Annotated in this window: 18 protein-coding genes and 1 riboswitch; of the genes, 13 read left to right on the plus strand and 5 right to left on the minus strand. The window is 71.3% G+C overall.

The annotated features are described in order from the left end of the window. Window positions 1–227: 227 nt before the first annotated feature. Window positions 228–4,124, minus strand: coding sequence for a type I polyketide synthase (locus ACZ7M2_RS25155; protein ID WP_471597157.1), 3,897 nt, complete (start codon window positions 4,122–4,124; stop codon window positions 228–230). Window positions 4,125–4,411: 287 nt separating this feature from the next. On the opposite strand from ACZ7M2_RS25155, the gene ACZ7M2_RS25160 reads away from it, so the two are divergent. From ACZ7M2_RS25160 to ACZ7M2_RS25190, 7 genes are all read left to right on the plus strand, one after another. Beyond that, on the plus strand, window positions 4,412–5,404 hold the full coding sequence (locus ACZ7M2_RS25160) for an aldo/keto reductase (protein ID WP_067372710.1): 993 nt from the start codon (window positions 4,412–4,414) through the stop codon (window positions 5,402–5,404). Window positions 5,405–5,504: 100 nt separating this feature from the next. Continuing rightward, window positions 5,505–7,181, plus strand: a complete 1,677-nt coding sequence (locus ACZ7M2_RS25165; protein ID WP_471597158.1) for a GH3 family acyl-acid amido synthetase — start codon at window positions 5,505–5,507, stop codon at window positions 7,179–7,181. 15 nt (window positions 7,182–7,196) lie between these two features. Further along, a complete protein-coding gene (locus tag ACZ7M2_RS25170; RefSeq protein ID WP_471597159.1) occupies window positions 7,197–8,078 on the plus strand; it encodes an alpha/beta hydrolase in 882 nt (293 codons plus the stop codon). Continuing rightward, window positions 8,071–9,273 (plus strand): mandelate racemase/muconate lactonizing enzyme family protein, encoded by a 1,203-nt coding sequence (locus tag ACZ7M2_RS25175; RefSeq protein WP_471597160.1) that lies wholly within the window; start codon window positions 8,071–8,073, stop codon window positions 9,271–9,273. The genes ACZ7M2_RS25170 and ACZ7M2_RS25175 overlap by 8 nt, the downstream gene beginning before the upstream one ends. Beyond that, the gene (locus ACZ7M2_RS25180; RefSeq protein WP_471597161.1) at window positions 9,270–11,027 is read left to right on the plus strand and encodes a thiamine pyrophosphate-binding protein; all 1,758 of its coding nucleotides are present in this window, start codon (window positions 9,270–9,272) and stop codon (window positions 11,025–11,027) included. Before ACZ7M2_RS25175 ends, ACZ7M2_RS25180 begins: the two co-directional genes overlap by 4 nt. A gap of 70 nt (window positions 11,028–11,097) precedes the next feature. After that, window positions 11,098–11,982 carry an FAH family protein gene (locus ACZ7M2_RS25185; RefSeq protein WP_471597162.1) on the plus strand — a complete coding sequence of 295 codons (885 nt, stop codon included), beginning with the start codon at window positions 11,098–11,100 and terminating at the stop codon, window positions 11,980–11,982. Between the two features lie 4 nt (window positions 11,983–11,986). Then, window positions 11,987–13,267 (plus strand): phthiocerol/phthiodiolone dimycocerosyl transferase family protein, encoded by a 1,281-nt coding sequence (locus ACZ7M2_RS25190; protein ID WP_471597163.1) that lies wholly within the window; start codon window positions 11,987–11,989, stop codon window positions 13,265–13,267. 5 nt (window positions 13,268–13,272) lie between these two features. Here ACZ7M2_RS25190 and ACZ7M2_RS25195 read toward each other — a convergent pair whose 3' ends face one another. Beyond that, window positions 13,273–13,698, minus strand: a complete 426-nt coding sequence (locus ACZ7M2_RS25195) for an ArsR/SmtB family transcription factor (RefSeq protein WP_471597164.1) — start codon at window positions 13,696–13,698, stop codon at window positions 13,273–13,275. Between the two features lie 180 nt (window positions 13,699–13,878). Here ACZ7M2_RS25195 and ACZ7M2_RS25200 point away from each other — a divergent pair, with 180 nt between their 5' ends. From ACZ7M2_RS25200 to ACZ7M2_RS25225, 6 genes are all read left to right on the plus strand, one after another. Continuing rightward, window positions 13,879–15,342, plus strand: a complete 1,464-nt coding sequence (locus tag ACZ7M2_RS25200) for an MFS transporter (protein ID WP_471597165.1) — start codon at window positions 13,879–13,881, stop codon at window positions 15,340–15,342. A 42-nt stretch (window positions 15,343–15,384) separates the two neighbouring features. Next, window positions 15,385–15,774, plus strand: coding sequence for a 5-carboxymethyl-2-hydroxymuconate Delta-isomerase (locus ACZ7M2_RS25205; protein WP_471597166.1), 390 nt, complete (start codon window positions 15,385–15,387; stop codon window positions 15,772–15,774). 39 nt (window positions 15,775–15,813) lie between these two features. Further along, window positions 15,814–16,548 carry an SDR family oxidoreductase gene (locus ACZ7M2_RS25210; protein WP_471597167.1) on the plus strand — a complete coding sequence of 245 codons (735 nt, stop codon included), beginning with the start codon at window positions 15,814–15,816 and terminating at the stop codon, window positions 16,546–16,548. Window positions 16,549–16,733: 185 nt separating this feature from the next. Then, complete coding sequence (locus ACZ7M2_RS25215) at window positions 16,734–17,636, plus strand: SGNH/GDSL hydrolase family protein (protein WP_471597463.1); 903 nt, start codon at window positions 16,734–16,736, stop codon at window positions 17,634–17,636. A 134-nt stretch (window positions 17,637–17,770) separates the two neighbouring features. Further along, complete coding sequence (locus ACZ7M2_RS25220; RefSeq protein WP_075025472.1) at window positions 17,771–17,944, plus strand: CsbD family protein; 174 nt, start codon at window positions 17,771–17,773, stop codon at window positions 17,942–17,944. A 221-nt stretch (window positions 17,945–18,165) separates the two neighbouring features. Continuing rightward, entirely contained in the window at window positions 18,166–18,771 is a 606-nt protein-coding gene (locus tag ACZ7M2_RS25225) for a GOLPH3/VPS74 family protein (protein WP_471597168.1), read from the plus strand. 71 nt (window positions 18,772–18,842) lie between these two features. Here ACZ7M2_RS25225 and ACZ7M2_RS25230 read toward each other — a convergent pair whose 3' ends face one another. The 3 genes from ACZ7M2_RS25230 to ACZ7M2_RS25240 all read right to left on the minus strand — a co-directional run bounded on the left by ACZ7M2_RS25230 (window position 18,843) and on the right by ACZ7M2_RS25240 (window position 23,329). Continuing rightward, window positions 18,843–20,036, minus strand: coding sequence for a hypothetical protein (locus ACZ7M2_RS25230; protein WP_471597169.1), 1,194 nt, complete (start codon window positions 20,034–20,036; stop codon window positions 18,843–18,845). A gap of 165 nt (window positions 20,037–20,201) precedes the next feature. After that, entirely contained in the window at window positions 20,202–21,626 is a 1,425-nt protein-coding gene (locus ACZ7M2_RS25235) for a C40 family peptidase (protein WP_471597170.1), read from the minus strand. A gap of 56 nt (window positions 21,627–21,682) precedes the next feature. Further along, a riboswitch (cyclic di-AMP (ydaO/yuaA leader) is annotated at window positions 21,683–21,852 on the minus strand. A 115-nt stretch (window positions 21,853–21,967) separates the two neighbouring features. Continuing rightward, window positions 21,968–23,329 (minus strand): diacylglycerol/lipid kinase family protein, encoded by a 1,362-nt coding sequence (locus tag ACZ7M2_RS25240; RefSeq protein ID WP_471597171.1) that lies wholly within the window; start codon window positions 23,327–23,329, stop codon window positions 21,968–21,970. Window positions 23,330–23,386 lie beyond the last annotated feature (57 nt).

The raw sequence follows: 23,386 nt of genomic DNA on the forward strand, positions 1-23,386 counted from the left end.
CGGCTCCGACCGGACGTCTTCGCGAACCTTCGGAGTCGACGACGGGCATCCCTACCGTCGTGCCAAGAGACCGGGTCCACGGCGACCGTATCGGTATACCGTAGTCCATTAATGCATTGCGGTTCTAGGTGCGGTACGTGACGGGTTGAACGCCGGAGCGGTCGCACCGCGTGCAGCGCGGTACGACCGCTCCGGCTGAGGGCGACCTGGTCGCCCCTGGGCGGGCCTCAGTGGCTCTGAGGCTCGGGCGCCGCTTCCTCGCGGAGGTCGGCCGCTATGGCGGCGGCGCTCTCGTTGCCCAGCAGACGGCTGGTCGGGAGATCCACCCCGAGTTCCCGGTGCAGGATGCGCCTGAGCTGGGTCGCCATCAGCGAGTCGAGGCCCAGGTCGCGCAGTGACCGCCGTGGATCGACCCGGTCGACGGTGGTGCCGAGCATCGTCGCGGTATGGATGAAGAGGCGCTCCGCGGGCGGACGGGAGGCGTGCGACCGGCCGGCCCCCGGTTTCGGCAGGGGAGCCCGCTCGACGGGAGGAAGCGCCGCGACGGCAGCCGTCATCGCGTCGGATGCGTGGTGCCCCGCGTCGGAGCGACCCGGCGGCCGGACCATCGAGATGCCCTCGAACTCGGCGAGCACGCGCCCGTCCGGCGCGGTGAGCAGGACATCGCAGCGCGTACGGTCCCGGTCGGCTTCGGGGGCCGAGCGGGCCGTGCTCCAGTACTCGCCGCCGGGTGCGTCGGCCAGCAGGACGCGGGCGAAGGAAAGGGGCAGATGGGCCCGCGTCGGGTCGTCCGCCGCCGTGGAGTGCGGCCAGGCTCCCAGCATGGCCAGCAGACCGGCCTCCAGAGCGCCGCTCACCGCACCCGAGGGCGCGTGCAACCGCGCCACCGCCTCGCCCTCCCGCCGCCACACCTGCCGTACGGTGCGCAGCGCCGGAGCGACGGAGTACCCGCGGGCCTCCGCCCGCCGGTAGAACTCGGCGCCAGGCACGTACTCGCCGCACCGGGTCAGCGCGCCGTCCAGCGGGGCGAGCCCGGAGGCGTGGGCCGGTGTCGCCGCCGCCCGTGCGGTTCCCGCCACGCACAGGGCGGACGCGCCGGACTCCTCGGAGACCACCTCGACCGCGAAGGTGAACTCCCCCTCTCCTGCGAGGGGTTGCTTCTCCCTGGCCTGCGGGTCCGTCGCCCCGGCCGATCGATCCAACCGGATCCGCACGGTGGTCCGCGGAGCGTCGGACAGGAGCGGCAGCCCGGCACCGATGCGGGTGTCGAGCAGCTCGACCGGTCCTTCGCCGACCAGGTCGCGCACCGCCTCGGCAACAGCCTGCAGAAACACCGCGGGCGGCACGGGGGACAGTCCGCGCACCGACACACCCGTGTCCAGGTCCGCGACGCCCAGCCGCGACAGCCGGACCTGACGTTCGTACAACCGCACCGGAGCCGTCGACGGGACACTCTCGACGCGGTGGTCCTCCGCATCCCACGTGTACAAAGGCAGCGGTATTCGGCGGTTGTCGTCGCCGTACCAGCGCCGCCAGTCGACCCGGGCGCCGAGGGCGAACGCCCGGCCCATCGCACGGGCGGTCGCCGTCGCCTCGCTCTGCAGCCGGACCAGCGTGGTCACCACCTTCGGCGCCACGCCGGCCGCGCTCTGCACGTCGTCGATCGCCTGGGCCAGCAACGGATGCGGGCTGACCTCAACGAAGATCACGTCCCGGGTCTCGGCGAGCTGCCGCACGGTTTCGGCGAAGCGCACCGGACGGCGCAGATTGTCCACCCAGTAGCCCGCGTCTAGGTCGGCGCCCCGCACGGAAGCGCACCGGACGGTGGAGACCATCTCCGTCCGCGACGCCGCCGGCTCCACGTCCGCCAGCCGTGCCAGCAGGTCGTCGCGTATCTCGTCCATGAGAGGGGAGTGGGAGGCGACGTTGACCTTGACCCTGCGGCACAGGACGTCGCGCCGCTCCAACTCGCCGGCGATCTTGTCCAGTACGACGGCGTCGCCGGCCAGCACGGTGGCGCTGGGCGAGTTCTCCACCGCCACGCACACGTCGTCGCCATACGCGGCGACGAGCTCGTGCGCCGCGGTGGGCGACAGCTCCGTGGCGAGCATCGCGCCGCGGCCCGCGAGGCGCTGCATCAGGCTGCTGCGGCGGCAGATCACCCGCGCCGCGTCCCGCACGGACAGGGCACCGGCCACGCACGCGGCCACGGCCTCTCCCATGCTGTGTCCGACGACCAGATCCGGTTCCACCCCCATGCCGCGCCAGTGGGCCGCGAGTGCGACCTCCACGGCCCACAAGGCGGGCTGCACCTTCTCGACCACGTCGGCGAGCTCCGCACCGTCGTCCAGCAGCAGGTCCACGACCGACCAGCCGAGCTCCTCGCGCACCGCCGCGTCGCACTCCGTCAGTGCCGCGCGGAAGGCGTCGGAGGTCCGCAGCAGTTCCCGGCCCATGCCGCGCCACTGCGAACCCTGCCCGGAAAAGACGAAGGCGACCTCGCGCGGACCGTCGAAGCCCGCCTCGTGCATCCCGCCGTCGGGCGTGGGCTGATCCGCCGCCAGGGCGCGCAGTACGTCGGCCAGGGCGTCGTGCGAGTGGCCGACGGCCCACAGACGGAAGGGGTGTGCGTCCCGGCCCGTCGCAGCCGAGCGGCAGATGTCGCGCAGCCGGTGGCCGCGGCCGGGCCCGTCCGGCCCCAGATGCCCGGCGTGGCGGGCGGCCAGCCGGCGCAGGGCCGTGGGGGTGCGGGCGCTGAGGACGAGCAGGTGCGGGCCCGCGTCCTCGGCCGACCGCGGTGTGCCGGTGTCCGGGAGCGGTGCCGCTGCGGGGACGTACTCGCCTATCACCGCGTGCGCGTTGGTCCCCGACAGGCCGAACGAACTCACTCCGAGCACCGCGCGGTCGCCCCTGGGGCGCAGTGGCGTGTTGCGGTCCGCCACCGTGATGGGGAAGCCGGGCTCCGTGAGCTGGGGGTGGGGTGACGTCAGGTGGAGCGAGGCGGGCACCGTGCGGTGCTTGGCCACGAGCACCGTCTTGATGAGGCCCGCGATGCCGGCGGCGGCCTCGGCATGGCCGATGTTGGTCTTCACCGAGCCCACCAGCAGTGGTGCCCCGGCATTGTCCTCGGCCCCCAACGCTTCGGCCAGCGCCCGCAGTTCCACCCCGTCACCGACGGTCGTCCCGGTGCCGTGCGCCTCCACGTAGTCCACCTGGGACCCGCTCACCCCGGCGCTGCGCCACGCGGAGCGGACCATCGCCACCTGCCCGGACACCGCGGGCTGCAGGAGCAGGCCGCTGCCGTCGCCGTCGTTGGTCACGGCGCTGCCCAGCAGCAGTGCGTGCACCGGATCGCCGTCCGTGAGGGCGTCGGACAGCCGCTTGAGCAGGACTGTGCCCACGCCCTCGCTGCGCACGAAGCCGTTCGCGGAGCTGTCGCCGAACTTGCACCGGCCGTCCGGCGCGAGCATCCGCCCCTGGGAGTAGGCGACCGCGTCGGTGGGCGTGAGGATCGTGTTGACCCCGGCGGCGACGGCCAGTTCGCACTCGCCGGTGAGCAGGCTCTGGCGTGCGCTGTGCAGGGCGACCAGGGAGGACGAGCAGGCGGTGTCCAGCACCAGGCTGGGCCCGCGCAGGTCGAAGGCGTGGGAGACGCGGCCGGCGGTGACGGCGCGCAGCCTGCTGCCCGCGATGGCGCGCACGTCCGCCGTGGCCGAGGGCCCCGTCGCGTCGCCGTATTCGGCGGTCGCCTGTCCGACGAACACCCCGGTGCCGCTGCCGCGGACCGTGGAGGGTGGGATGCCGGCGTCTTCGAACGCCTCCCACACGACGTGCAGGAGCAGGCGCTGCTGCGGGTCCATGGTGCGTGCCTCACGCGGCGATATCCCGAAGAAGGCGGCGTCGAAGTCGAACACGCCATCCAGGAAGCCGCCATGACGGGAGATCAGCCGGTCGGGCGTGCCGGGCCGTGGGTCGTACCAGGCGGCGACGTCGAACCTGGCCCGCGGCACCGGTACGACGGCATCGGTGTTGCTCTCCAGCAGTTTCCAGAACTCCTCCACCCCTGGTGCCCCGGGGAACCTGCATCCCATGCCGATGATCGCGATCGGTTCGACTGTGTTCACATCCGCGCCTTCCTGACGAGTCAGTAGTCCAAATCTATACCGAAGAACAAACTTGATCCGAAGTCCTTTTGATGAAGGTGTCGTTAAGGGCGGGTCATGGCAGAGGGATCCTGTGTAACAAACGCCACATGAGCGGATTTTGACGGTGCCTTTGCGCACGAGGCGTCCGTGCTTCCATCGGTTCTCCCCGAGGGATTCCGGTGACCTGGAGTCGACTATTGAACTCCAGTACATCTATGTGCTTCAGTTGCGACGCGATCCCCACCACCGAGTGCGAAGGAGCAGGCATGCTCACCACCAGGAAGCTGGGCCGTCAGGGGCTGGAGGTCTCAGAGCTCGGCCTCGGCTGCATGGGCATGAGCCAGTGGTACGGCGCCACGGACGACCGTGAGTCGGTCGCCACCGTCCACCGGGCACTGGAACTGGGCTACACCCTCTTCGACACCGCCGAGGCCTACGGTCCTCACGACAACGAGGTGCTGCTCGGCCGCGCCCTCGCGGGCCGCCGTGAACAGGCCCTCATCGCCACGAAGTTCGGCTTCCCGATGAAGCTGAAGGACGGCACGACGGCCGAGGCCGACAGCCGTCCCGAGCACATCGTCGAGGTCGTCGAGGCCTCCTTGAAGCGCCTCGGAACCGACTACATCGACGTGCTCTACCAGCACCGCGTCGACCCGAAGGTGCCGATCGAGGATGTCGTCGGCACCATGGCCGACCTCGTACGGCAGGGCAAGGTCCGCTATCTGGGACTGTGCGAGGCCGGCGAGAAGACCATCCGTCGCGCCCACGCCGTCCACCCGCTGTCCGTCGTGCAGAGCGAGTTCTCGGTCTGGGAGCGGAACCTGGAGGACGGGGTCCTGCCGCTCCTGCGGGAACTCGGCATCGGCCTCGTCGGCTTCTGCCCGCTCGGCCGGGGCTTCCTGACCGGTGGCGTACAGCGCGCCGAGGACTACCCGGACGACGACTTCCGGCACCACGACCCGCGTCTGCAGGGCGTCAACTACGACCAGAACATGGCGATCGCCGCGAAGATCCGGGAGGTCGCGGAGCGCCACGGCCTCACCCCGGCCCAGCTCGCCATCGCCTGGGCGCTGCACCAGGGCGACGACATCGTCCCCATCCCGGGCACCAAGCGGCGTACGTACCTGGAGGAGAACACCCGCTCCGCCACGGTGGCGCTCGGCGTGGACACGCTCGCCGAGATCGACGACGCCGTACGCGCCGATCTGGTCGCCGGCCCTCGTTACAACGAGCGAATGATGGCCTACATCGACCGCTGACTCCTCCCGGCCAGGTTCTCGAGAGCCGTCCTGCGACGTGCCGCTCTCTCCTTTTCCCGCAGCAGAGCCCAGAGCCAGAAACAGATCCTCAGGAGCAGCCGTGGACATACCGCACTGGCAGAAACACTGGAACGACCGCCGCGCTCCCTTCGCGGACGAGTGCCGGCAGGCCCGGGACGCGTTGCTGTCCGATCTGAAGCAACCCGGTGTCGCACAACAGCGCGTCCTCGCCGACGTCATCGACATGAGCGCGGGTTCGGTCCACTGGCGGGAGCGGGGTTACGACGCCGTCGCCGCCGACCCCGGCCTCTTCCGCTCGGTGCTGCCCATCATGCGCTACGACGACTTCGTACCGGAGATCGAGCGCGAGACCCGTACCAAGGGCGGAACCCTGACCTGCAGTCCGGTGCTGCGCTGGCTCAAGACCAGCGGGACCACCGGAGTCCCCAAGCTGGTGCCCTACACCCTGCACTGGCTCCTCACCTACCGCATCCCCGCCATGAAGGCGATGTGGGGCACATACCTGGAGTACCACCCGGAGCTGCTCGACCACCCGTACGCGACGCTCGACACCCAGACCGTCCGTGAGGACGTCTTCGACTTCGTGCATGGGATCGGGCACCAGGCCGTCAGCAACCGGCACCCGCAGATCAACAGTCGCGACTGGAATCCGCCGTGGTACGAGTCGCCGTGGTTCGGCCCGGCCGTCCCCAGCGCCCACGAGGGCCGCATGTACCACCGCATCCGGCACCTCGTCGGCAGGGACCTGCACTACATCTCGGCGATCAACCCGAGCACCCTGATCTCCTTGCGGGACCTGCTGGCCGCGCACGGCACGGACCTGGTGCGCGACCTGCGCGAGGGAACGCTGGAGGGCAGGCCGTACGCCGAACCCGACGAGCGGGCCGCCCGGCATCTCGAAGACGTCCTGCGCAAGCCGGACTTCAGCCTCAAGGACGTGTGGCCCTCCCTCACCCTCTACACCTGCTGGCTCTCCGCCTCCGCCGGGCTGTACGCGGCCAAGCTGGACGCGGTCTTCCCCGGCGTCGACAAGATGCCGTTCATGAGCTGCGGCACGGAGGGGGTCACCACCATCCCGGTGGACGACTCGCCGCACAGTCAGCCGCTGGCCGTGGGGCAGGCGTACTTCGAGTTCGTACCCGCCGACGTGCCCCTGGGTGAACTCGTCGACAGCGGCGAGCCGGTTCACACGCTGTTGTTCGACGAGGTGGAACCCGGCCGCGACTACCACCTCATCATGACGCAGGGCAACGGCCTCTACCGCCTGTGGACGGGCGACATCTACCGCGTCGACCGGATCGTGGACGGCACCCCGTGGGTCCACTTCGTCCACCGTGACGGCATCTTCCACTCCTTCACCGGCGAGAAGATCACCGAGTCCCAGGTCACCGAGGCCATCCGGCGGGGTCTCGCGGCCAGCGGCCTCGGCACCGGGCTCTACATGTGCGGACCGCGGTGGGCGGAGCCCCCGTACTACATCGTCGTCGCCGAGGCCCCCGAGCCGTCACCGCGACTGGACGAGGCCCTGTCGGCCGACGTCGACAGCGCATTGCACGAGATCAACATCGAGTACGCGTCCAAGCGGGACAGCGGGCGGCTCGGCGCGCTGGAGGCCGTCACCGTGCCCCACGACGCCATCACCGCCCACATCGAAAGCCGCCGCCAGGCGGGCAACGCCACCCAGTACAAGTACAAGCCGTTCCAGCAGGACATCGACTTCGTCGCCGCCATATCCGGCCGCATATCCAGCCGCTGACAAGGGAGTTCGGACGTGATCGAGACCAAGAGGCCGCCGCAGAACATCCGCCGCGAGATCGTGGGCATCCCCGTCGAGGGCGCCGAACTGGCGCTGCACCTGTGGCGGCCGCGCGGACAGGTGAAGGGCGCCGTCTTCTACTTCCACGGACTGCAGTCGCACGCCGGCTGGCTGTGGGAGGTCGGGCCCCAGTTCGCCGACAACGACATCGCCTTCTACGTCCTCGACCGGCGCGGCAGCGGCATCAGCGGCGGCACACGGCACGACCTGCCCGGGGTCGACACAGTGATCCGCGACTACATGGGCGCGCTGGAGCACGTACGGGAGGCGGTCGGCGAGAGCGTGCCGCTGTCGCTCTTCGGGCACTGCCTGGGCGGCTCCTTCATGGCGGCGCTCATGCACCACCCGGACTTCACCATCCGCTACGACGCGGCCGTCTTCTGCTCGGCATGGCTGGGCAAACTGCACGCCACCCTCGACGACGAGCAGCTGCGGACCCTGGCGGCCGAGACCAGCCAGGAGCCGTGGGACGCCGGGCTCAGGGCCCAGGACTTCACGGACGAGGCGCGCCACCGGCACTTCATCGACCACGACGACCTGGCGGTACGCGAACTGACCCGGCGCTCCCGGAGCGTGCTGCTCGACCTGGAGCGGCTGTACATGCGGCCCGAGCGGGCGCTGCCCGCGGTTCCGGCGGCCTTCGTGTCCGGCATCAGCGACCCGATCATCGACCTCGACGACGCGCGGCGCACCTTCCTCGGGATGACCGGGAGCCACGGCGCCCTGCTCCAGTTCGCCACCGACAAGCACTACCTCTTCTACACCGACGTACGGGCCCGGCTCGTCGACTGGGCGTCCACGTTCACCCTCCTCCAAGGGCTGGACCGCCATGCCTGACGCCGCAGAGGCCGTCCTGTACCGGGTCGAGGTGCCGATGGCGGTCTCCTTCGACCACCCCGCCAAACGCCGCTCCACCTCCGACAGCCTCCTGCTGCGCCTGGACGTCGACGGAGCGTGCGGCCTGGGGGAGTGCGCCCCCAGGGCGTACGTCACCGGGGAGACCACCGAGACCGTGACCGGCGCCCTTCGCCATGTGCCGCTGGACGAGATCTTCGCGCGGGTCCGCTCGACCGAACCGGCCGCGCTCCTCGCCCGGCTGCGTCACGCTGGAGTCGCAGGAACCTTCGGCCTGGCGGGCGGCGGCAATCTGCTCTGCCTCCTGGAGACCGCGCTGCTCGACCTGCTGGGCAGGCGGCTGGGCCTGGGCGGGGCGGAACTGGTGCCCACCGAAGGGGCACCCGCCGCGCGCCGCCCCGCGCTGCCCGTCTCCCAGGTACTCGACCTCAGCCTCGACGTCGATGAGTTCCTCGACACCCGCGGTCCCTTCCACTTCGTCAAGGTCAAGGCGGCCGACGACATCGCCCGCGACCTGCGCACGGTCACCGCGATCCGCGCCCGCCTCGGCGACACCGTCCCCGTCATGGTCGACGCCAACATGAGCTGGACCCCGGACGAGGCCCACGGGCAGCTGGCCGCGCTGCGCGACGCCGGAGCCGACCTCGTCGAAGAGCCCCTGGCCAAGGGGTCCTGGGCGGAACTCGCCCGGCTGCGGGCCCGCACCGGTCTACGCATCCTGCTCGACGAGTCGGTGTGCACCCTCGACGACGCCCGCACCGCCGTCGAGTCCGGGGCCTGCGACGCCTTCAACGTCCGCGTGGCGAAGAACGGCGGCCCGGTGACCGCCGCGCAGGTGATCGAGCTGGCCCGGCGCGCAGGCCTCGGCTTCCAGATCGGCGTCCAGGTCGCCGAGGTCGGACCGCTCATCAACGCCGGCCGCGCCCTCGCCTTCGCACACGGCGACGCGTTCACCGTGGAGGCCGGCCAGTCCGACCGCTTCTTCCCCGAACCGGTCGTCTCACCGCCCCCGGCGGTGTGCCGTACCACCAACACCATCACCCCGGCCCCCGGGCCCGGCTTCGGCCTCGATGTCAACGAACACGCCGAACCCTGGGCCGTGCTGCGCCGCACCGAGGGCGACACGTCCTGGCGGCCCGTCCCCGCTCCCGCGCCCCGTACGAAGGAACACGCATGACGACGTCCTACTTCTCCGACCTGGTGGTGGAGTTCCTGCACCAGCAGGGCATCGACAAGGTCGCCTTCAACCCCGGCGCGTCCTTCCGCGGCGTGCACGACTCCCTCGTCCACGCGGACAACGCCGAGATCGCCCCCGAGATCGTCATGACCTGCCACGAGGAGATCGCCGTGGCCGTGGCGCACGGCTACCACAAGGCGAGCGGCCGGCACATGGGTGTGTTCGTGCACGCCAACGTCGGTCTGCTGCACGCCTCGATGGCCGTCTTCAACGCCTGGTGCGACCGCGTACCGCTGTTCGTACTCGGTGGCAACGGCCCCGTCGACGCCGGCAAGCGCCGCCCGTGGATCGACTGGATCCACACCTCGCAGAACATCGAGTCCGTCGTCAAGGACTACGTGAAGTGGTGCGACCAGCCCATCGGCCAGCGGGCCACCGTCGAGTCCCTCTACCGCGCCTTCAAGCTGATGAACACCCCGATGCAGGCGCCGGTGTTCGTGGCGCTCGACTTCGACGTGCAGGAGCAGCCGCTCGAGGACGGCGTACGGCTGCTCCCCGCGCGGGCCACCGAGGCCGCCCGGCTGCCCGCGCTGAACGGCGCCGACCTCGACGACCTGACCGGGCGGCTGCTCGCCGCCCGACTCCCGGTCCTGGTCGTCGACTTCTCGGGCCGTGACCCCGGGACCGTCGCGCAGCTGGTCGCGCTCGCCGACGCACTGGGCCTGGCCGTCGTCGACCGCGGCAACCGGCTCAACTTCCCCAACACCCACCAGCTCAACGTCAGCCACACCTCGGGCACGCTCCTGTCCGACGCCGACCTCGTCCTCGCCCTCGAGGTGCAGGACCTGGTCGGCGCCCTCGGCTCCTTCCTCACGCTCAGCGACCAGGGAGCGCCCGCGAACGGCGCCGACATCGTCACCCTCGGCTTCAACGAACTGCTCACCAGCAAATGGGCCGCCGACTACCAGCAGTTCGTGCCGGTCACCCGCGCCGTCGCAGCCGACACCGCGGACTCGGTGGCCGCGCTGCGTACGGTCGTCGAGGACCCGGCCGGTCCGTTCGCGGCGCCCGCGTTCACCGAGCGCCGCGAACAGCGCGTCAAGGCCCTCGCCGATCTGCACACCGAAGCCCGCGCCGACTGGGCGCGCCAGGCCGAGGAGGCGAAGGGCCGCGACCGTATCCACGTGTCCGCGGCCGTCGACGAGATCCACCGTGCGGTCCGCGACGAGGAGTGGATCCTCACCAACACCGGCAGCCTCACCATCGACGGCTGGGTGAAGAAGCTCTGGCCGTTGGAGCGACCCGGCAGTTACCTGGGCCTCAACGGCGGCGGTGGCCTCGGCTACGGCCTCGGCGCGTCGATCGGCGCGGCGCTCGCCCACCAGAGCGACGACACGCTCTGCGTCGACCTGCAGGCTGACGGCGACTTCCTCTACACGCCCAGCGCGCTGTGGACTCTCGCCGCCTACGACGTGCCGCTCCTGGTGATCGTCATGAACAACCGCCTCTATCTGAACTCCACCCAGCACGCCGAGCGCATCGCGGGCAACCGCGACCGGGACATCGACCGCGCGCACATCGCCACCAGTTTCTACGACCGGCCCGTCGACTTCGTGACTCTGGCCCAGTCGTTCGGTGTCCACACCCTGCCGCGGGTGGAGCGCGTCGACGCCGTCGCGCCGACCGTGCGCGAGGCGGTCGCCCACATCAAGGAGCACGGCAAGCCCGTCCTCGTCGAGATCCTCATGGAGTGACCGGACCGGCCCGCCCGGACCGGGCGGGCCACCGCCTTCCCAGCCCGCGACTTCCCAGGAGGCACCCACCATGACGGTGGTCTTCGAATGCATCTACGACGACGAGCGGCACTTCGGACTGGGCGTGCCGGAGGCCGGAGCGCCCCTGCGCCTGTTTCCCCTGGCCGGTGACACCCTCGCCGCGCTGCTCACCGCGGCGGTCGGCGAGGAGGCGGACACCGCCGCGCTGCTCACCCTGGGCCGGGCGGCCGTCGACGTACCGGCCGCGGAACGTCACCGGGCGCGGCTGCTGCCGCCGCTGCTGCCCGCGCACGTGGGGGACGCGCTGGTCAGCGGCTTCATGATGACGCACAACGTGAAGGTCGGCGCCGAGGTCCCGGACCAGCCCAACTGGTTCGTCAAGGGGCTCGGGGACGTCCTGAAGGTGCCGGGCGAGGCGCTGTCCGTACCCGGCGACGCCGTGGCCGTGTGCGAGGAGGCCGAGGTGGTCCTCCTCTACGTGGGCGACGAACGAGGCACGCCCCGCTACGCCGGCTACACCTTCGGCAACGACGTCACCGACATAGGCCGCTTCAAACAGCACGCCGGACACCTGTCGTACGCGAAGCTGTGCGATGCCGGGGTGTCCCCCTGGCTGCACCTCGGTGAACCGCCGCGCTCGGTGACGGGCGAGGTCACCGTCGAGCGTGGCGGGGCACCGGCCTGGAAGGGCCCGTTCACCACCGGCGTCGACGCCCTCCACTACGACCTGCCCACAATGATGTCGCGCCTCTTCTCCTACGAGGCCCTGCACCGCCCCGGCCGGGTGCACTACGTCTACATCGGCGCCGACCGCAGCAGCTTCCACGCCGGGTTCCGGACCCGGGACGGCGACCGGGTCACCATCGACGTCGCGAGCCACGGTGTGCGGCTGTCCCACCCGCTGGTGTGGACGCGTCGCCCCGGACAGGACTGACGCCGTGACCCCGCTGCGCCGACTCAGTGACGTCGAGGCGGCGTTCGCCCGCACCCACGCGCTGATGCACGGCACCACGCAGGTCACCACCCATGTCACGGTGCGCGGCGACCTCGACCCCGAGCGCTTCCGGCGGGGCGCCGAGCGGTGGGCCGCCGAGCTGCCGCTGCTGTCGTTGCGCATCGAGGAGCGGCCCGACGGCCTGTGGTTCGCCACCGGCCCCGGACCCCGGCCCGGACAGATCCGGCACGACCCGCTGGGCGCGCCGGACTCGCCCGACGACGTACTGCGCCGGGAGCTCAACGACGTGCTGGAGACCGGTGGTCCACTGTGGCGGCTGCGCCTCGTCCGCGACCCGGGCGCGGGGGTGTCGCACCTCTACTTCACCCGCAACCACGCGATCTCGGACGGCCACTCCACCGGTGCCGTGGTCCGCGCTCTGCTGGACGCGCTGTTCGCCGCGACCGAGGGGGTGAGCGTTCATGACGTCCGGACCCTGCCGCCCAACGGCGACGCGTTGACGTACCGTCCGCCCGCGTCGCCGGAGGCCCCGGTACGGGAGTCCGTGCCGCGGCCCGGTCCCCTGCCGTTCGAGGCGCACCGGCCGTGGGACGAGCGGGCCGCGGACTTCGTCCCGCTGGCGTTCACCCGGGAGGAGAGCCTGGCCCTCAAGTCCTGGTGCAGGAAAAGGGAGGTGACGGTCAATCAGTTCTTCGCGGTCGCGCTGGCCGAATCGTACGCCGAGGCCACGGGCCGTTCGGTGGTGAATCTGTGCACGGCCGTGTCGCTGCGGCGACGATACGAGGAGAGCGCCGAACTGCCGGACGTGGGCTGTTTCATCAACGTCCTGAACGTTCCCGTGCGGGTCGGCCGGGGCGATCCGGCCGACGAAGCCCGTGACTACGCCGCGGCGCTGGCGCGGGCGGACTCCGCGTGGCGCCCGCCCCTCCGGGACCACGCGGTGATCCGGCGGGCGGTGGAGGAGACTGCCGCCGCCCGGTCGGCCGCCGGGATCTGCATCACCAACGTCGGTGTCGTCGACCCGACGCTCGGCCCGCACACCGCGCGGGTCACCGGCTATCGCACCGTGGTCAACCGCGTGGGCGCCAACTACGGGGTGGTCCTCCATCTCGGCACCCTCGGCGGGGCGTTCACGACGGCACTCGCCTTCGGTACCCCCAGCACCGACCCGGACACGGTGCGCGCCGTGGCGAAGGCACTGCGCGAGCGCGTGCTACGCCCCGCCGCCGCGGCACGGGGTCTGTCGGCGGGGGCCTCCCGATGAGGTGCTCAGGCCTTGTTCCCGGTGTCCTTGGTCTCCTGGGTGTCCTCGGCGCGCAGGACCAGGGCGAGGAGGCCGGGGAAGCGCTCGTCGAACTCGGCGCGGCGCAGCCGGTTGAGTCTCTTGGGTCCGGCGTCGCGCTGCTCCAGGAGGCCGGCCTCGCGCAGTACGGCGAAGTGGCGGCTGAGGGTCGCTTTGGTGACCGGCACGTCGAAGCTGCCGCACGACCGTTCCCAGTCGGCGGCCCCGGCCAACTCCCGTACCAGGGTCTGGCGGACCGGGTCGGCGAGGGCGAGCAGCGCCGCCTCCAGCTGTACCTCGCCCGGGGGAGTGTGGATCGGTGGCGTCCGGTGACTCGAGGCTGCCGTCGGCTGTCGGCTCTCCACGGTCGCCCGCCCGCCCGGTGTCGTCGACTCTCGGCTCTGTGCCGTCATGGCTGGTTGCTCCGTCCCGACTCGCTTGGTCCGTGAGGCGTGCCGTACACGGATTGCAGAGTGTTCGATGATCTGCGTACACTCGGACTGTTCGCTTGTAGACGAACAGTCTACCGGAGCCCGCTGCGTATCGCCCGGCTCCGGCCCCCCACCGCCCTCCGGCACGACGGAAGGAAAACCGTGCCTCAGACCCAACCCCACAAGACCCGGCCGGGACTGACGCTGTTCGCGGCCTGCCTCGGTTTCGTGGTCGTCATCCTGGACGTCAGCGTCGTGAACGTCGCCACCAAGGCGCTCGGCGCGGACTTCGGCGGCAGTCTGTCCGGTCTTGAGTGGGTGATCAACGGCTACACGCTCACCTTCGCGGCCTTCCTCCTGACCGCCGGTGCCATGGGCGACCGTTACGACCCCAAGCAGATCTTCATGGCGGGCTTCGCCCTGTTCGCCGTGACGTCCCTGGCCTGCGGCGCCGCCCCCTCGTTGGTCGCCCTCATCACCGCCCGTGTGGTCCAGGGCGTCGGCGCCGCGATGATCGTGCCGTCCTCGCTGTCGATCGTGAACACCAACTTCCCCGACCCGGCGGAACGCACCCGCGCCGTGAGCCTCTGGGCCGCGGCCGGCGGACTCGCCCTCGCGCTCGGCCCGGTCGTGGGCGGCCTGCTGGTGGACTCGCTCGGCTGGCGCTCGATCTTCTACGTCAACGTCCCCATCGCCGCCGTCGGCATCGTGCTCGTGCGGGCCCACGCCCGGCCCGCCCCCGTGCGCGACGCCTCGGTCCGCCGCTCGCTGGACCTCCCCGGTCAGCTGCTCGCCGTCGTCGGCCTGGGCGCGTTCACCGGAGCGATCGTGGAGGCCAACGCGCAGGGCTGGACCTCGGTCACCGTCCTGACCTGCCTGGCCGTCTTCCTGGTCGCGTTGGTCGGCTTTCTCGCGGTGGAGCGCCGCAGTGGCGACCCGATGCTGCCCCTCCACCTGTTCGGCCGACGGGCGTTCAGTTCCACGTCCCTCATCGGAGTGCTGCTGAACTTCGCCTTCTACGGCCTGATCTTCGTCTTCAGCCTCTTCTTCCAGCAGGTCTGGGACTACTCGCCCATCGGTGCCGGACTCGCGTTCCTCCCCATGACGGCCGCCATCATGATCGCGAACCTGTCGTGCGGTCCGCTGGTCAAGCGCTACGGCGCCCGGACCGTACTGATCACAGGCAACACCCTCGCCGTCCTCGGCTACCTGGCCACGGTCCCCGTCGTCGGCTCCGGGGCGTACGCGCAGATGACCGCGCAGTTCGTCGTCGCCGGATTCGGCATCGGCCTGGTCGTCCCCTCCATGACCAACGCCATGCTCGGTTCCGTGGACCCGGCCAACGCCGGTATCGCCTCCGGCGTGCTCAACGCCTCGCGTCAGCTGGGCGGCCTCATCGGGGTCGCGGTGATGGGTCTGCTCGTCGGCCAGGCCGCCTCCGAGCACTTCCTGTCCGGCCTGCGCGCGGCCCTGCTCTGCGCCGTGGTGGCCCTCGCGATCAGCGCGGTGCTCAGCGCGGTCGGCCTGCCCAGGCGCCAGGCGACCACCGCGACGGCCCCGGCGGCCGCCGTGTCCAAGGCCGGGTCCGAGCCCGAGCCCTCTCTGAAGACCGCCGACGCGCGCTGACGGCCGCCGCCCGGTCGCCCTACCCCAAGGAGTCCCCGTTCCATGCCTCACCTCGTGCTCGAATACTCCGGCAACGTCCGGGAGCGCATAGACCCGGTCGCCCTCTTCGGAAAGCTGCACACCGAACTGGCCTCCGTCGGAGGCTTCCGCATCCAGGACTTCAAGAGCCGTGCCGTCCGCATGGACCAGTACTTCATCGGGGACGGCGCCCGCGAGCAGTCGTTCGTCAACCTCGACGTACGGACGTTCGGCGGCAAGTCCCCGGAGGCCAGGACGGCGGTGAGCGAGGCCGCCTTGACCGTGCTCGCCGACGCCTTCGAGGCGACCCTGCGCGAGACGGCCTGCGACATCTCCGTCCAGATCACCGAGCTGGACCGCCCGAGCTTCGCCCGGACCCGGTCCGAGGACCACAGCGGTCGTTCCGCGGCCTGACCGGCCCCGCCCCCTCCACGTACAGGAGCAGAACCAGTCATGAGCGCATACGCAGATCAGCGCGTCCTGGTCGTCGGCGGCACCTCCGGTGTCGGCCTCGCCGCCGCCCGGGAGTTCGTCGCGCAGGGCGCCGACACCGTCATCGCCTCGCGCAGCCCGCAGCGGCTCGACGCGGCCCTCGCGGTGCTCGGCGGGCTCACCGCGTCCGGCGGCGGGGCGGTGAACGGGCAGACCCTGGACATCCGTTCCGAGGAGGAGGTGGAGAAGTTCGCCGCCACCGCCGGGGAGTTCGACCACGTCGTCGTCTCGGCGGGGGAGACCCCCATGGGGCGGGTCGACGCCCTGCCGCTGGCCGACGCGTACGCCGCCATGGACAGCAAGTTCTGGGGCGCGTACCGCATCGCCCGGTCCGTCCGCGTCCGGCCCTCCGGGTCGCTGACACTGCTCGCCGGGTACCTCTCCCAGCGGCCGGGCCGGGCCTCGGCCCTGCAGAGCGCCATCAACGCGGCCCTCGAGGCCCTCGTGCGCGGCCTGGCCCTGGAGTACGCGCCGTTGCGCGTCAACGCCGTCTCGCCGGGGCTGCTGCGGACCCCGCTCTGGGAGGGGATGGACGTCACCGCCCGCGAGCGGATGTACGAGGCGGCGACGCAACGACTGCCCGTGGGGCGCGTGGGGGAAGCGGCCGACGTCGCCCAGGCGGTGCTCTTCGTCACCGGCAACGCCTACGCGACGGGCACCACCGTGTACGTCGACGGCGGCGGAACCATCGCCTGACGACACATGACCTGACACCCCTCGCCGTACCGCGGCGGGTGCGCTGTGAGGCCCCGTCTCCGGTACTCGGGAGGCGGGGTTTCCCGCATATGTGACAGATCTCTTCTCCAGCGACCTACCGGCCGGTATACAAGCGATGTTGAGCCTGCAAGCAACGCTGCGTCAGTGTCGACGGAGGAGAGATGATGAACCATCACGTGGTCCGGGGCGACGTCACCCGAAGACGACGGCACGCCTCCGCGCTGGGAGCCGCCCTCGGGAGTGGTGTCCTGCTCCTCGGCGTCGCCTCCGCGTCTCCCGCCGTCGCGAGCGGACCGCACTCCCACCGGGGAGCCGACTATGTGGCGCTCGGTGACTCGTACACCTCCGGACCCCTGATCCCTCGTCAGGTGGACGCCAACTGTGCCCGCTCCGACCAGAACTACCCCTCGCTCGTCGCGACGCGGCGGCCGACCAGAACGTTCACGGACGTGAGCTGCGCCGGTGCGACGACCGACAACATGTGGAAGGCGCAGGGAACCAACGGACCCCAGCTGAACGCCGTCGAGCGCTCCACGGATCTGGTGACCGTGCAGATAGGCGGCAACGACATCGGCTTCGGCTCCATCATCGGTACCTGTGCCGCGCTGAGTTCCAAGGACCCGTCGGGCAACCCCTGCCAGCAGTACTACAACTCCTCGGGCTTCGACCAGCTGACTCGGAACATCATCGAGACGGCTCCCAAGATCGCGCGGGTGCTGCGCGCCGTGCACGACAGGGCCCCGCACGCCCGCGTGCTCGTGGTCGGCTACCCGGACCTCCTGCCCGACGACGGCAGCGGCTGCTATCCGTCCGTCCCGTTCGCCGCCAAGGACTTCGCCTACCTGCGTGACGTCGGGAAGCGGCTCAACCTGATGATGCGCACGGTGGCCCTGTTCAGCCGTGCCGAATACGTCGACACATACAGACCAACGGTCGGACACGACATGTGCAAGGCACCCGCCGACCGGTGGATCGAGCCGCTGCAGCCCGCTTCACCCGCCGCCCCCGCACACCCCAACGCCAAGGGCGAGGCGGCCATGGCCGGGGCGGTGCTCCGGCGGCTGTAGCTCCTGTGCGGTGCGCGATCTCCATGGACCCCACGAACTCCACGAACTCCATGGACCATGCATGTTTACAAGACCTGCCCAGGGTCACACGGGTCAGTGAGCACCTGATCCGAGAGCACCGAGAGGTGAGTTCCATGGCTCGCGACCAGAAAGCCAAGGCCAAGGCCGAGCAGGCCAAGGGCAAGATCAAGGAGACCACGGGTCGTGCCGTGGGCAACGAGCGGATGACGGCCGAGGGGCGTGTGGAGAAGGCCAAGGGTGACGCGCGTCAGGCGAAGGAGAAGACCAAGGACATCTTCCGCGGCTGATGCCCGGCGGGTTGATACGCAGCCGGTTGATGCCCAGCCGGTTGATGCCCGGCCGCCCCCGTGGGGCGCACGGCTTACGCGGAGCAGGGGGCCCGTCGCATGGAGCGACGGGCCCCCTGCTCCGCTCCGCGCGCACCCGCGCCGAGCGGTGGAGGTTCGTAGGCTTTCCCCGCCGAAGATCGTAGGCTTGCCCCTCCGGAGACTGTGTGGGGGAGCCATCTATGACCACGGCCAGGGACCTCTTGATCACCGCCATGGACGTGGACCCGGACCGCCCCGTGGGCCAGGGCGACCTGTCCCTCGCACTCGCCGGAGCCGAGGTGATCGACCTCCTCGCCGCTGACGCCGTCCACCTGGACGGCGACCGCCTCGTGCCGGCCCCGGAGCCGACGACGGAGGACCGCCTCCTGGCCGAGGCCGTGTCCTCACTCGTACGTCAGGTGCCCTACGAACCGGTCGAGGACTGGCTGTGGCGCAGGGGGCGCGGCCTGGCAGCGGTCCATCTCGCCGCCCTCGAGGCGGACGGTCAGCTGACCCGGCAACGCCAACGCCGGCTGCTTTTCGGGGCCGTCCGGATGGTCGTGGTCGACTCGCCCGCCCGGCGCCGGGCCCTGCACCGCTGGGCCGCCGACGAGCCCGTCCTCGTCTCTCTCGCGGCGGCCGTCGGGATTCCGGCCGAGCAGGGCGCGGACGTACCGGTCGTGACCGACGACGCGGTGACGACCGTGCTGGCCGCCGTCAACGACGCGGTCATGGAACTGGAAGCGGTACGCCAGCGCCGGTCCATCGAGAACGCGGCGTTCGCCAATCTCTGGCGAGGCGCGTGACGCGAGCGGGCACGCCGCGACACGCTGGTTTCAGAGGGTGGCCTCGGGTCGGCGCCGGTTTCCGGTAGCGATCACTCGCCCTTGCCGGGCCCGTTCTCGGGCGTGCCGGTGCCGGTGCCGGTGCCTGTTCCAGTGTCGGTGCCCCCGCCGGTGGCCCGGTCCGGGCCGTCGTCGCGGGCCGCGCGCCGTGCCCGTACGGTGCCCGCGACCCGCTGGAACGTCCGCGTCAGCTGGTGCAGCGGGTTGCCCTCCTGACCGGCGGACGTCTCGTGCGCACCGGACGCCGTCGTCCGGAGGTCCCGGAGCTCGGCCAGCGCCGCATGCGCGAGTTCGGTCGCCTCGCGGTACTGGTCGCGCGACTTCGTCATGGTGTCAAGTGCCTCGGCGTAGACAGCCACCAGCGCCCGCGCCTCCTCCAGCGTCAGCAGCTTCCAGTCCTCCCGGAGGCCGGTGAGGGCGTCCTTTGCCGTTTCCGGCAGCGGCCGGGGCAGCGCCGCGTACCGTACGACCTTCTCCAGGAGCTCCGTCGGCTCCGAGCCGTCGAGGAACACACTGCGTACGGTGCAGTCCTGCTCGTCGTACCCGGGCCGGGCGGGGGAACCGGGCAGGATCACGGCGCCACCGCGCGGCACCCGTACGCCCAGGTCGTACAGCGCCCAGTTGACCGCCTGGAACTGCTCGGGTGCGGCGCGGTGTTCCACGACGCGGTGACGCAGACCGGGCGGGAGCAGCCGGGCCAGCGGGAGGCGACCGCGTTCGTCGGTGGTCATCGCCTCGTGGATGACGACGTTGATGCTCCAGCTGTGCTGCGCGGCCTCCTTGAGCAGGCGGCGCAGTGCCTTGTCCTCCTGCGGCAGCGGGTTGATGTCCCGCAGGCGGAGCCCGGCCACGATGTCGTGGTCCCAGGCGACCTCGTGTCCCTCGGGCCAGAACATGGTCGCGGGAGAGGGCCACGCGAGGTCCCAGGGCCGTTCCGCCTCGGCCACCAGCGTCCAGCGGGTTCCCTCGGCGGCGTGTTCGCGTCCGTCCGTCGTGAGCCGTGCGCGCACCGTGACGGCGTCGTCGACCAGCCAGCGCGCCTCGAAGACATGTCCTTCGGAGTCCGAGGAGTTCTCTGCGTCCAGGTAGTCGTGGATCGTCTCGTCGGCCTTCAGCCTCCGCAGGTTCTCCCTGAGGATCTCCTGCGGGGCGGGCCCGACGTGGCGCCCGCCGGCCAGCCAGACGGTTTCCGGGGCGGTGGCGCGGGCGGTGGAGGGCTTGGGCATGAGTCACTTTGCGGTGGGAGGCGGCGTGGCCTCCCAGTATGGTCAGCGCGGGTGGCCGGTCGGGCGGCGAGGCCCGCGTGGATCACATACATCCCCTCTTGCGGAACTTTGACCGCTCCAGTGCCTTATGTGTGCTTTGAGGTGCCGGAGATGTCGCTGCGTCCGTCACGCCGGGCGCAGCGCGCTGTGAATCGCCTTCTGTCCGGCGAAGAAGAGGGACTCTTCGCGTATCGAGGCACCCGGGCTGGGGGCGTGGATCATCATGCCGTTGCCGGTGTAGAAGCCGACGTGGCTGACGTTGTCGTAGAAGAAGATCAGGTCGCCGAACTGGATGTCGGTCAGGGGAATCGCCGCACCGGCGGTCGCCTGCCCGTGCACGGTACGCGGGAGCGCGACCCCGGCGGCCCTCCAGGCGGCCTGGACGAGGCTGGCGGAGTCGTACGAGTCCGGTCCGGTCGCGCCCCAGACGCACGGCTTGCCGATCTGCTCGCGGGTGAAGGCGAGGGCCTTGGCGGCCTTCCCGCCGTACGCCGACTCCGCGGCGCCGACGGCCGTGTTGACGGAACCGGTGGAGACACCGGTGCCTACGGGCACACCCGCGGCCAGGGGCATTCCCGTGCCGAGGGACATGTCGGCAGCGAGAGGCATCCCCGCACCCATGGTCATGTCCGTGGCCAGCGGTACGCCTCCGCCGAGGGACATGTCCGCGCCGGGCGGCATGCCCGCGGCCAGCGGCATCCCCGTGCCGAGGGACATGTCGGCACCGAACGGCATCCCCGCACCCATGGACATGCCCGCACCGAGCGGCATCCCGGTGCCGAAGGACATGTCCGGGCCGAGTGCGGTCGACTGCTGTCGCTGCCACTCCTCCGCGGCCTGCCGGCGAGCCTGATCCTCCGGGGTGGGCCAGACGGCCTCGGCCGGACGTGACTCGATCGCCGCGGGCCCGGGGTTCCAGCGCGCGGCGTGCTGGGACACCAGATCACGGGCCAGCGCCAGCTTGCGCTGGATCTTCTCCTTGGACGTCTTCAACGAGGACTGCCCCGGCCCGGCGGGCAGCGCGGGCAGCAGGGCCGTGGCGGCCTCCAGCGCGGGTTGCGGCGCAGGCTCCGGCGCGGCCGGCAGTGCGGCGACGGCCCTGGCCGTCAACTCGGCCACGGGCCCGGCGGCCGCCTCGGCGGAGGGGCCCGCCGTCAACTCAAGAACAGGGCGGGCGGTCAACTCCCGCCCACGGTCGGTGAGTCCGTCCTCCGGCCGCTTCGGCGGGCCCGCGGGCCGCGCCTCGGCGGGGGGCTTCGACATCCGGTCGGCCGGCAGCCTGGCAGGCGCGGACGGACCCAGCTGCGCGCGCGCCGCGTCGAACCAGGTTCTGGTGATGTCGTCGAGGGCGGGGTCGCGGCGCCTGCGCGCGCCTTCCGCTGCCGGGTTGACGCGGCTTCGGCTCCCCGTGGTCATCGCGCGGGTCCCGTTGACGAACCCGACGGCGTTCTCGGCCTGGTCGTAGAGGGAGCTGATCCGCTGCTGCACCTCCTCGCGGCTCGGACCGTCCGCGCTACTGAGGGCGGCCGCCGCGCGTGCGGAGTCAGGCATGCCAGGGAGGCTGTTGCCTCCAGGGCGCGGGGTTCGTTCCGGCGCCATGGGAGCCGTACTCCTTCCGTACTCCGCCTACCGGGTCGGCTGTCGGGTTCGGGCGGAAGATTCAGGAAGGCTGCCCTACAGCCCTTGCCCGATCGGGCAGTTGGGCCGATTCACCCCAAGGTCGGTTGGGTCCAGGTTCCGGTTGCCACGGAGGCACCGGATTCGGCGGAGGTCGCGCGACCCGGCGAGGTTCGCCGGAGGGAGTCGTGCGGCCTACCGCCAACTTAGCCAATTTGTGTGCCTGGTGTGAAGATTGGAGCGCGAACTGTCCGATATGTAATTGTGACCTTCGTCTACGTGTTCCGGCCACGACCAGGATGTCGTACGACCGCCGTGCGCCCCATGGTCGCCGCGAGCGTGCGCAACCGGCGCCAGTCCAAGGGGGGTTGGGCCTCCGGCACACCGGGCCGTTCCTTGGGGACGCGGACGCGCAGGGCGCCGGGTTCGACGCGGCAGTGCACCGGGGTGGGCAGGACCAGGGCCTCGCCGTCGATGCCGGCCTCGATCTCCGCGCGGTCGGCGTCGATGACCACCTCACGGGTGGTCAGGACCGCGAGTCCGTCCGGCGCGGGGTCCAGTACGAGCGCGGCGGCCTCGGCCGCGCTGTCCACCGTGATGCCGAGGACACCGAGCAGCCCGGAGTCGAGCCGTTCGCGGCGGCCGAGACCGGCCGGATCGTTGGTGCGGTAGGGGTTGTTGCTCACCAGTACGGCCTGCGGGGCGTCGAGCGTCGTGTCCGCGGCGCGAGCGGTCAGTCGCGGCCCGCGCTGACGGGTGAGCAGGTCGGGCAGGAGGTCCAGGATGGTGCCGATCTTGTCGTCGCGGTACGCGGGACTCTGCACGACCGCCGCGTACGCGCCGAAAGAGGCGTTGTTGACGAACGGGTGGCCGCCGGCGAAGCCGAGGTCCACGCGGAGTTCGACGCCGTCGGTGAGGGCGTCCAGGCAGGTCGCCGGGTCGTCGCGGTCGAGGCCGAGGTCCATCGCGAAGTGATTGCGGGTGCCGGCGCAGACCACCAGGAACGGCAGACCGTGTTCGGCGGCGACGGCCGCGACCAGCGCCTGGGTACCGTCACCGCCGGCGACACCCAGCAGATCCGCGCCGTCCGCGACGGCGGCCCGGGCCAGCGCGGTGACGTCCTGGTGCTCGTCAGGGTCGAGGAGCACGACCTGTGCGCCGAGCCGCTCCGCCTTCTCCCGCAGTCCGAACTTCGCCACCTTGCCACCGCCGGAGTGCGGATTCATGAGGAGGAAGGGGCGCCGCGGCGGCGGTGCCCTGCGTTCCTTCGGGCGCGGGGCGCGCGTCCGGTCGCTCCGCAGGGCGTACCGGCCGCTCCAGACCGCCACGGTCCACAGTGCCAGGGACACGGGAACGGCCCAGAGCAGCCCGGCCACGGCGAACAGGGTGAGCACGGCGCCGGGCACGACGGCCGCCAGCACGGCCGCCACCCAGCGGAGCGGGCCGCGCCGGGTCAGCGCCCACCACAGCGCCGCCGCCGTGACGGCCACGCCGAGGAGCGCGGCCAGGAGCAGCAGTACGCCGTCCACGCCTCCGTAACCGAGCGGCAGCAGCACCGCCAGCGCCGCCGCGATCAGCGCGCCCCTGGCCGCCCACCGTTTCCCGTGGCCGACCCGCGCGCTCGTGTCCACACCCATCGCTCCTCCACGGACGTCGTAGAAGTCCGGCCCTGGCGGGCCCGGCCGCACGGAGGC

It is taken from the genome of Streptomyces sp. NPDC111507 (genome assembly GCF_055638955.1).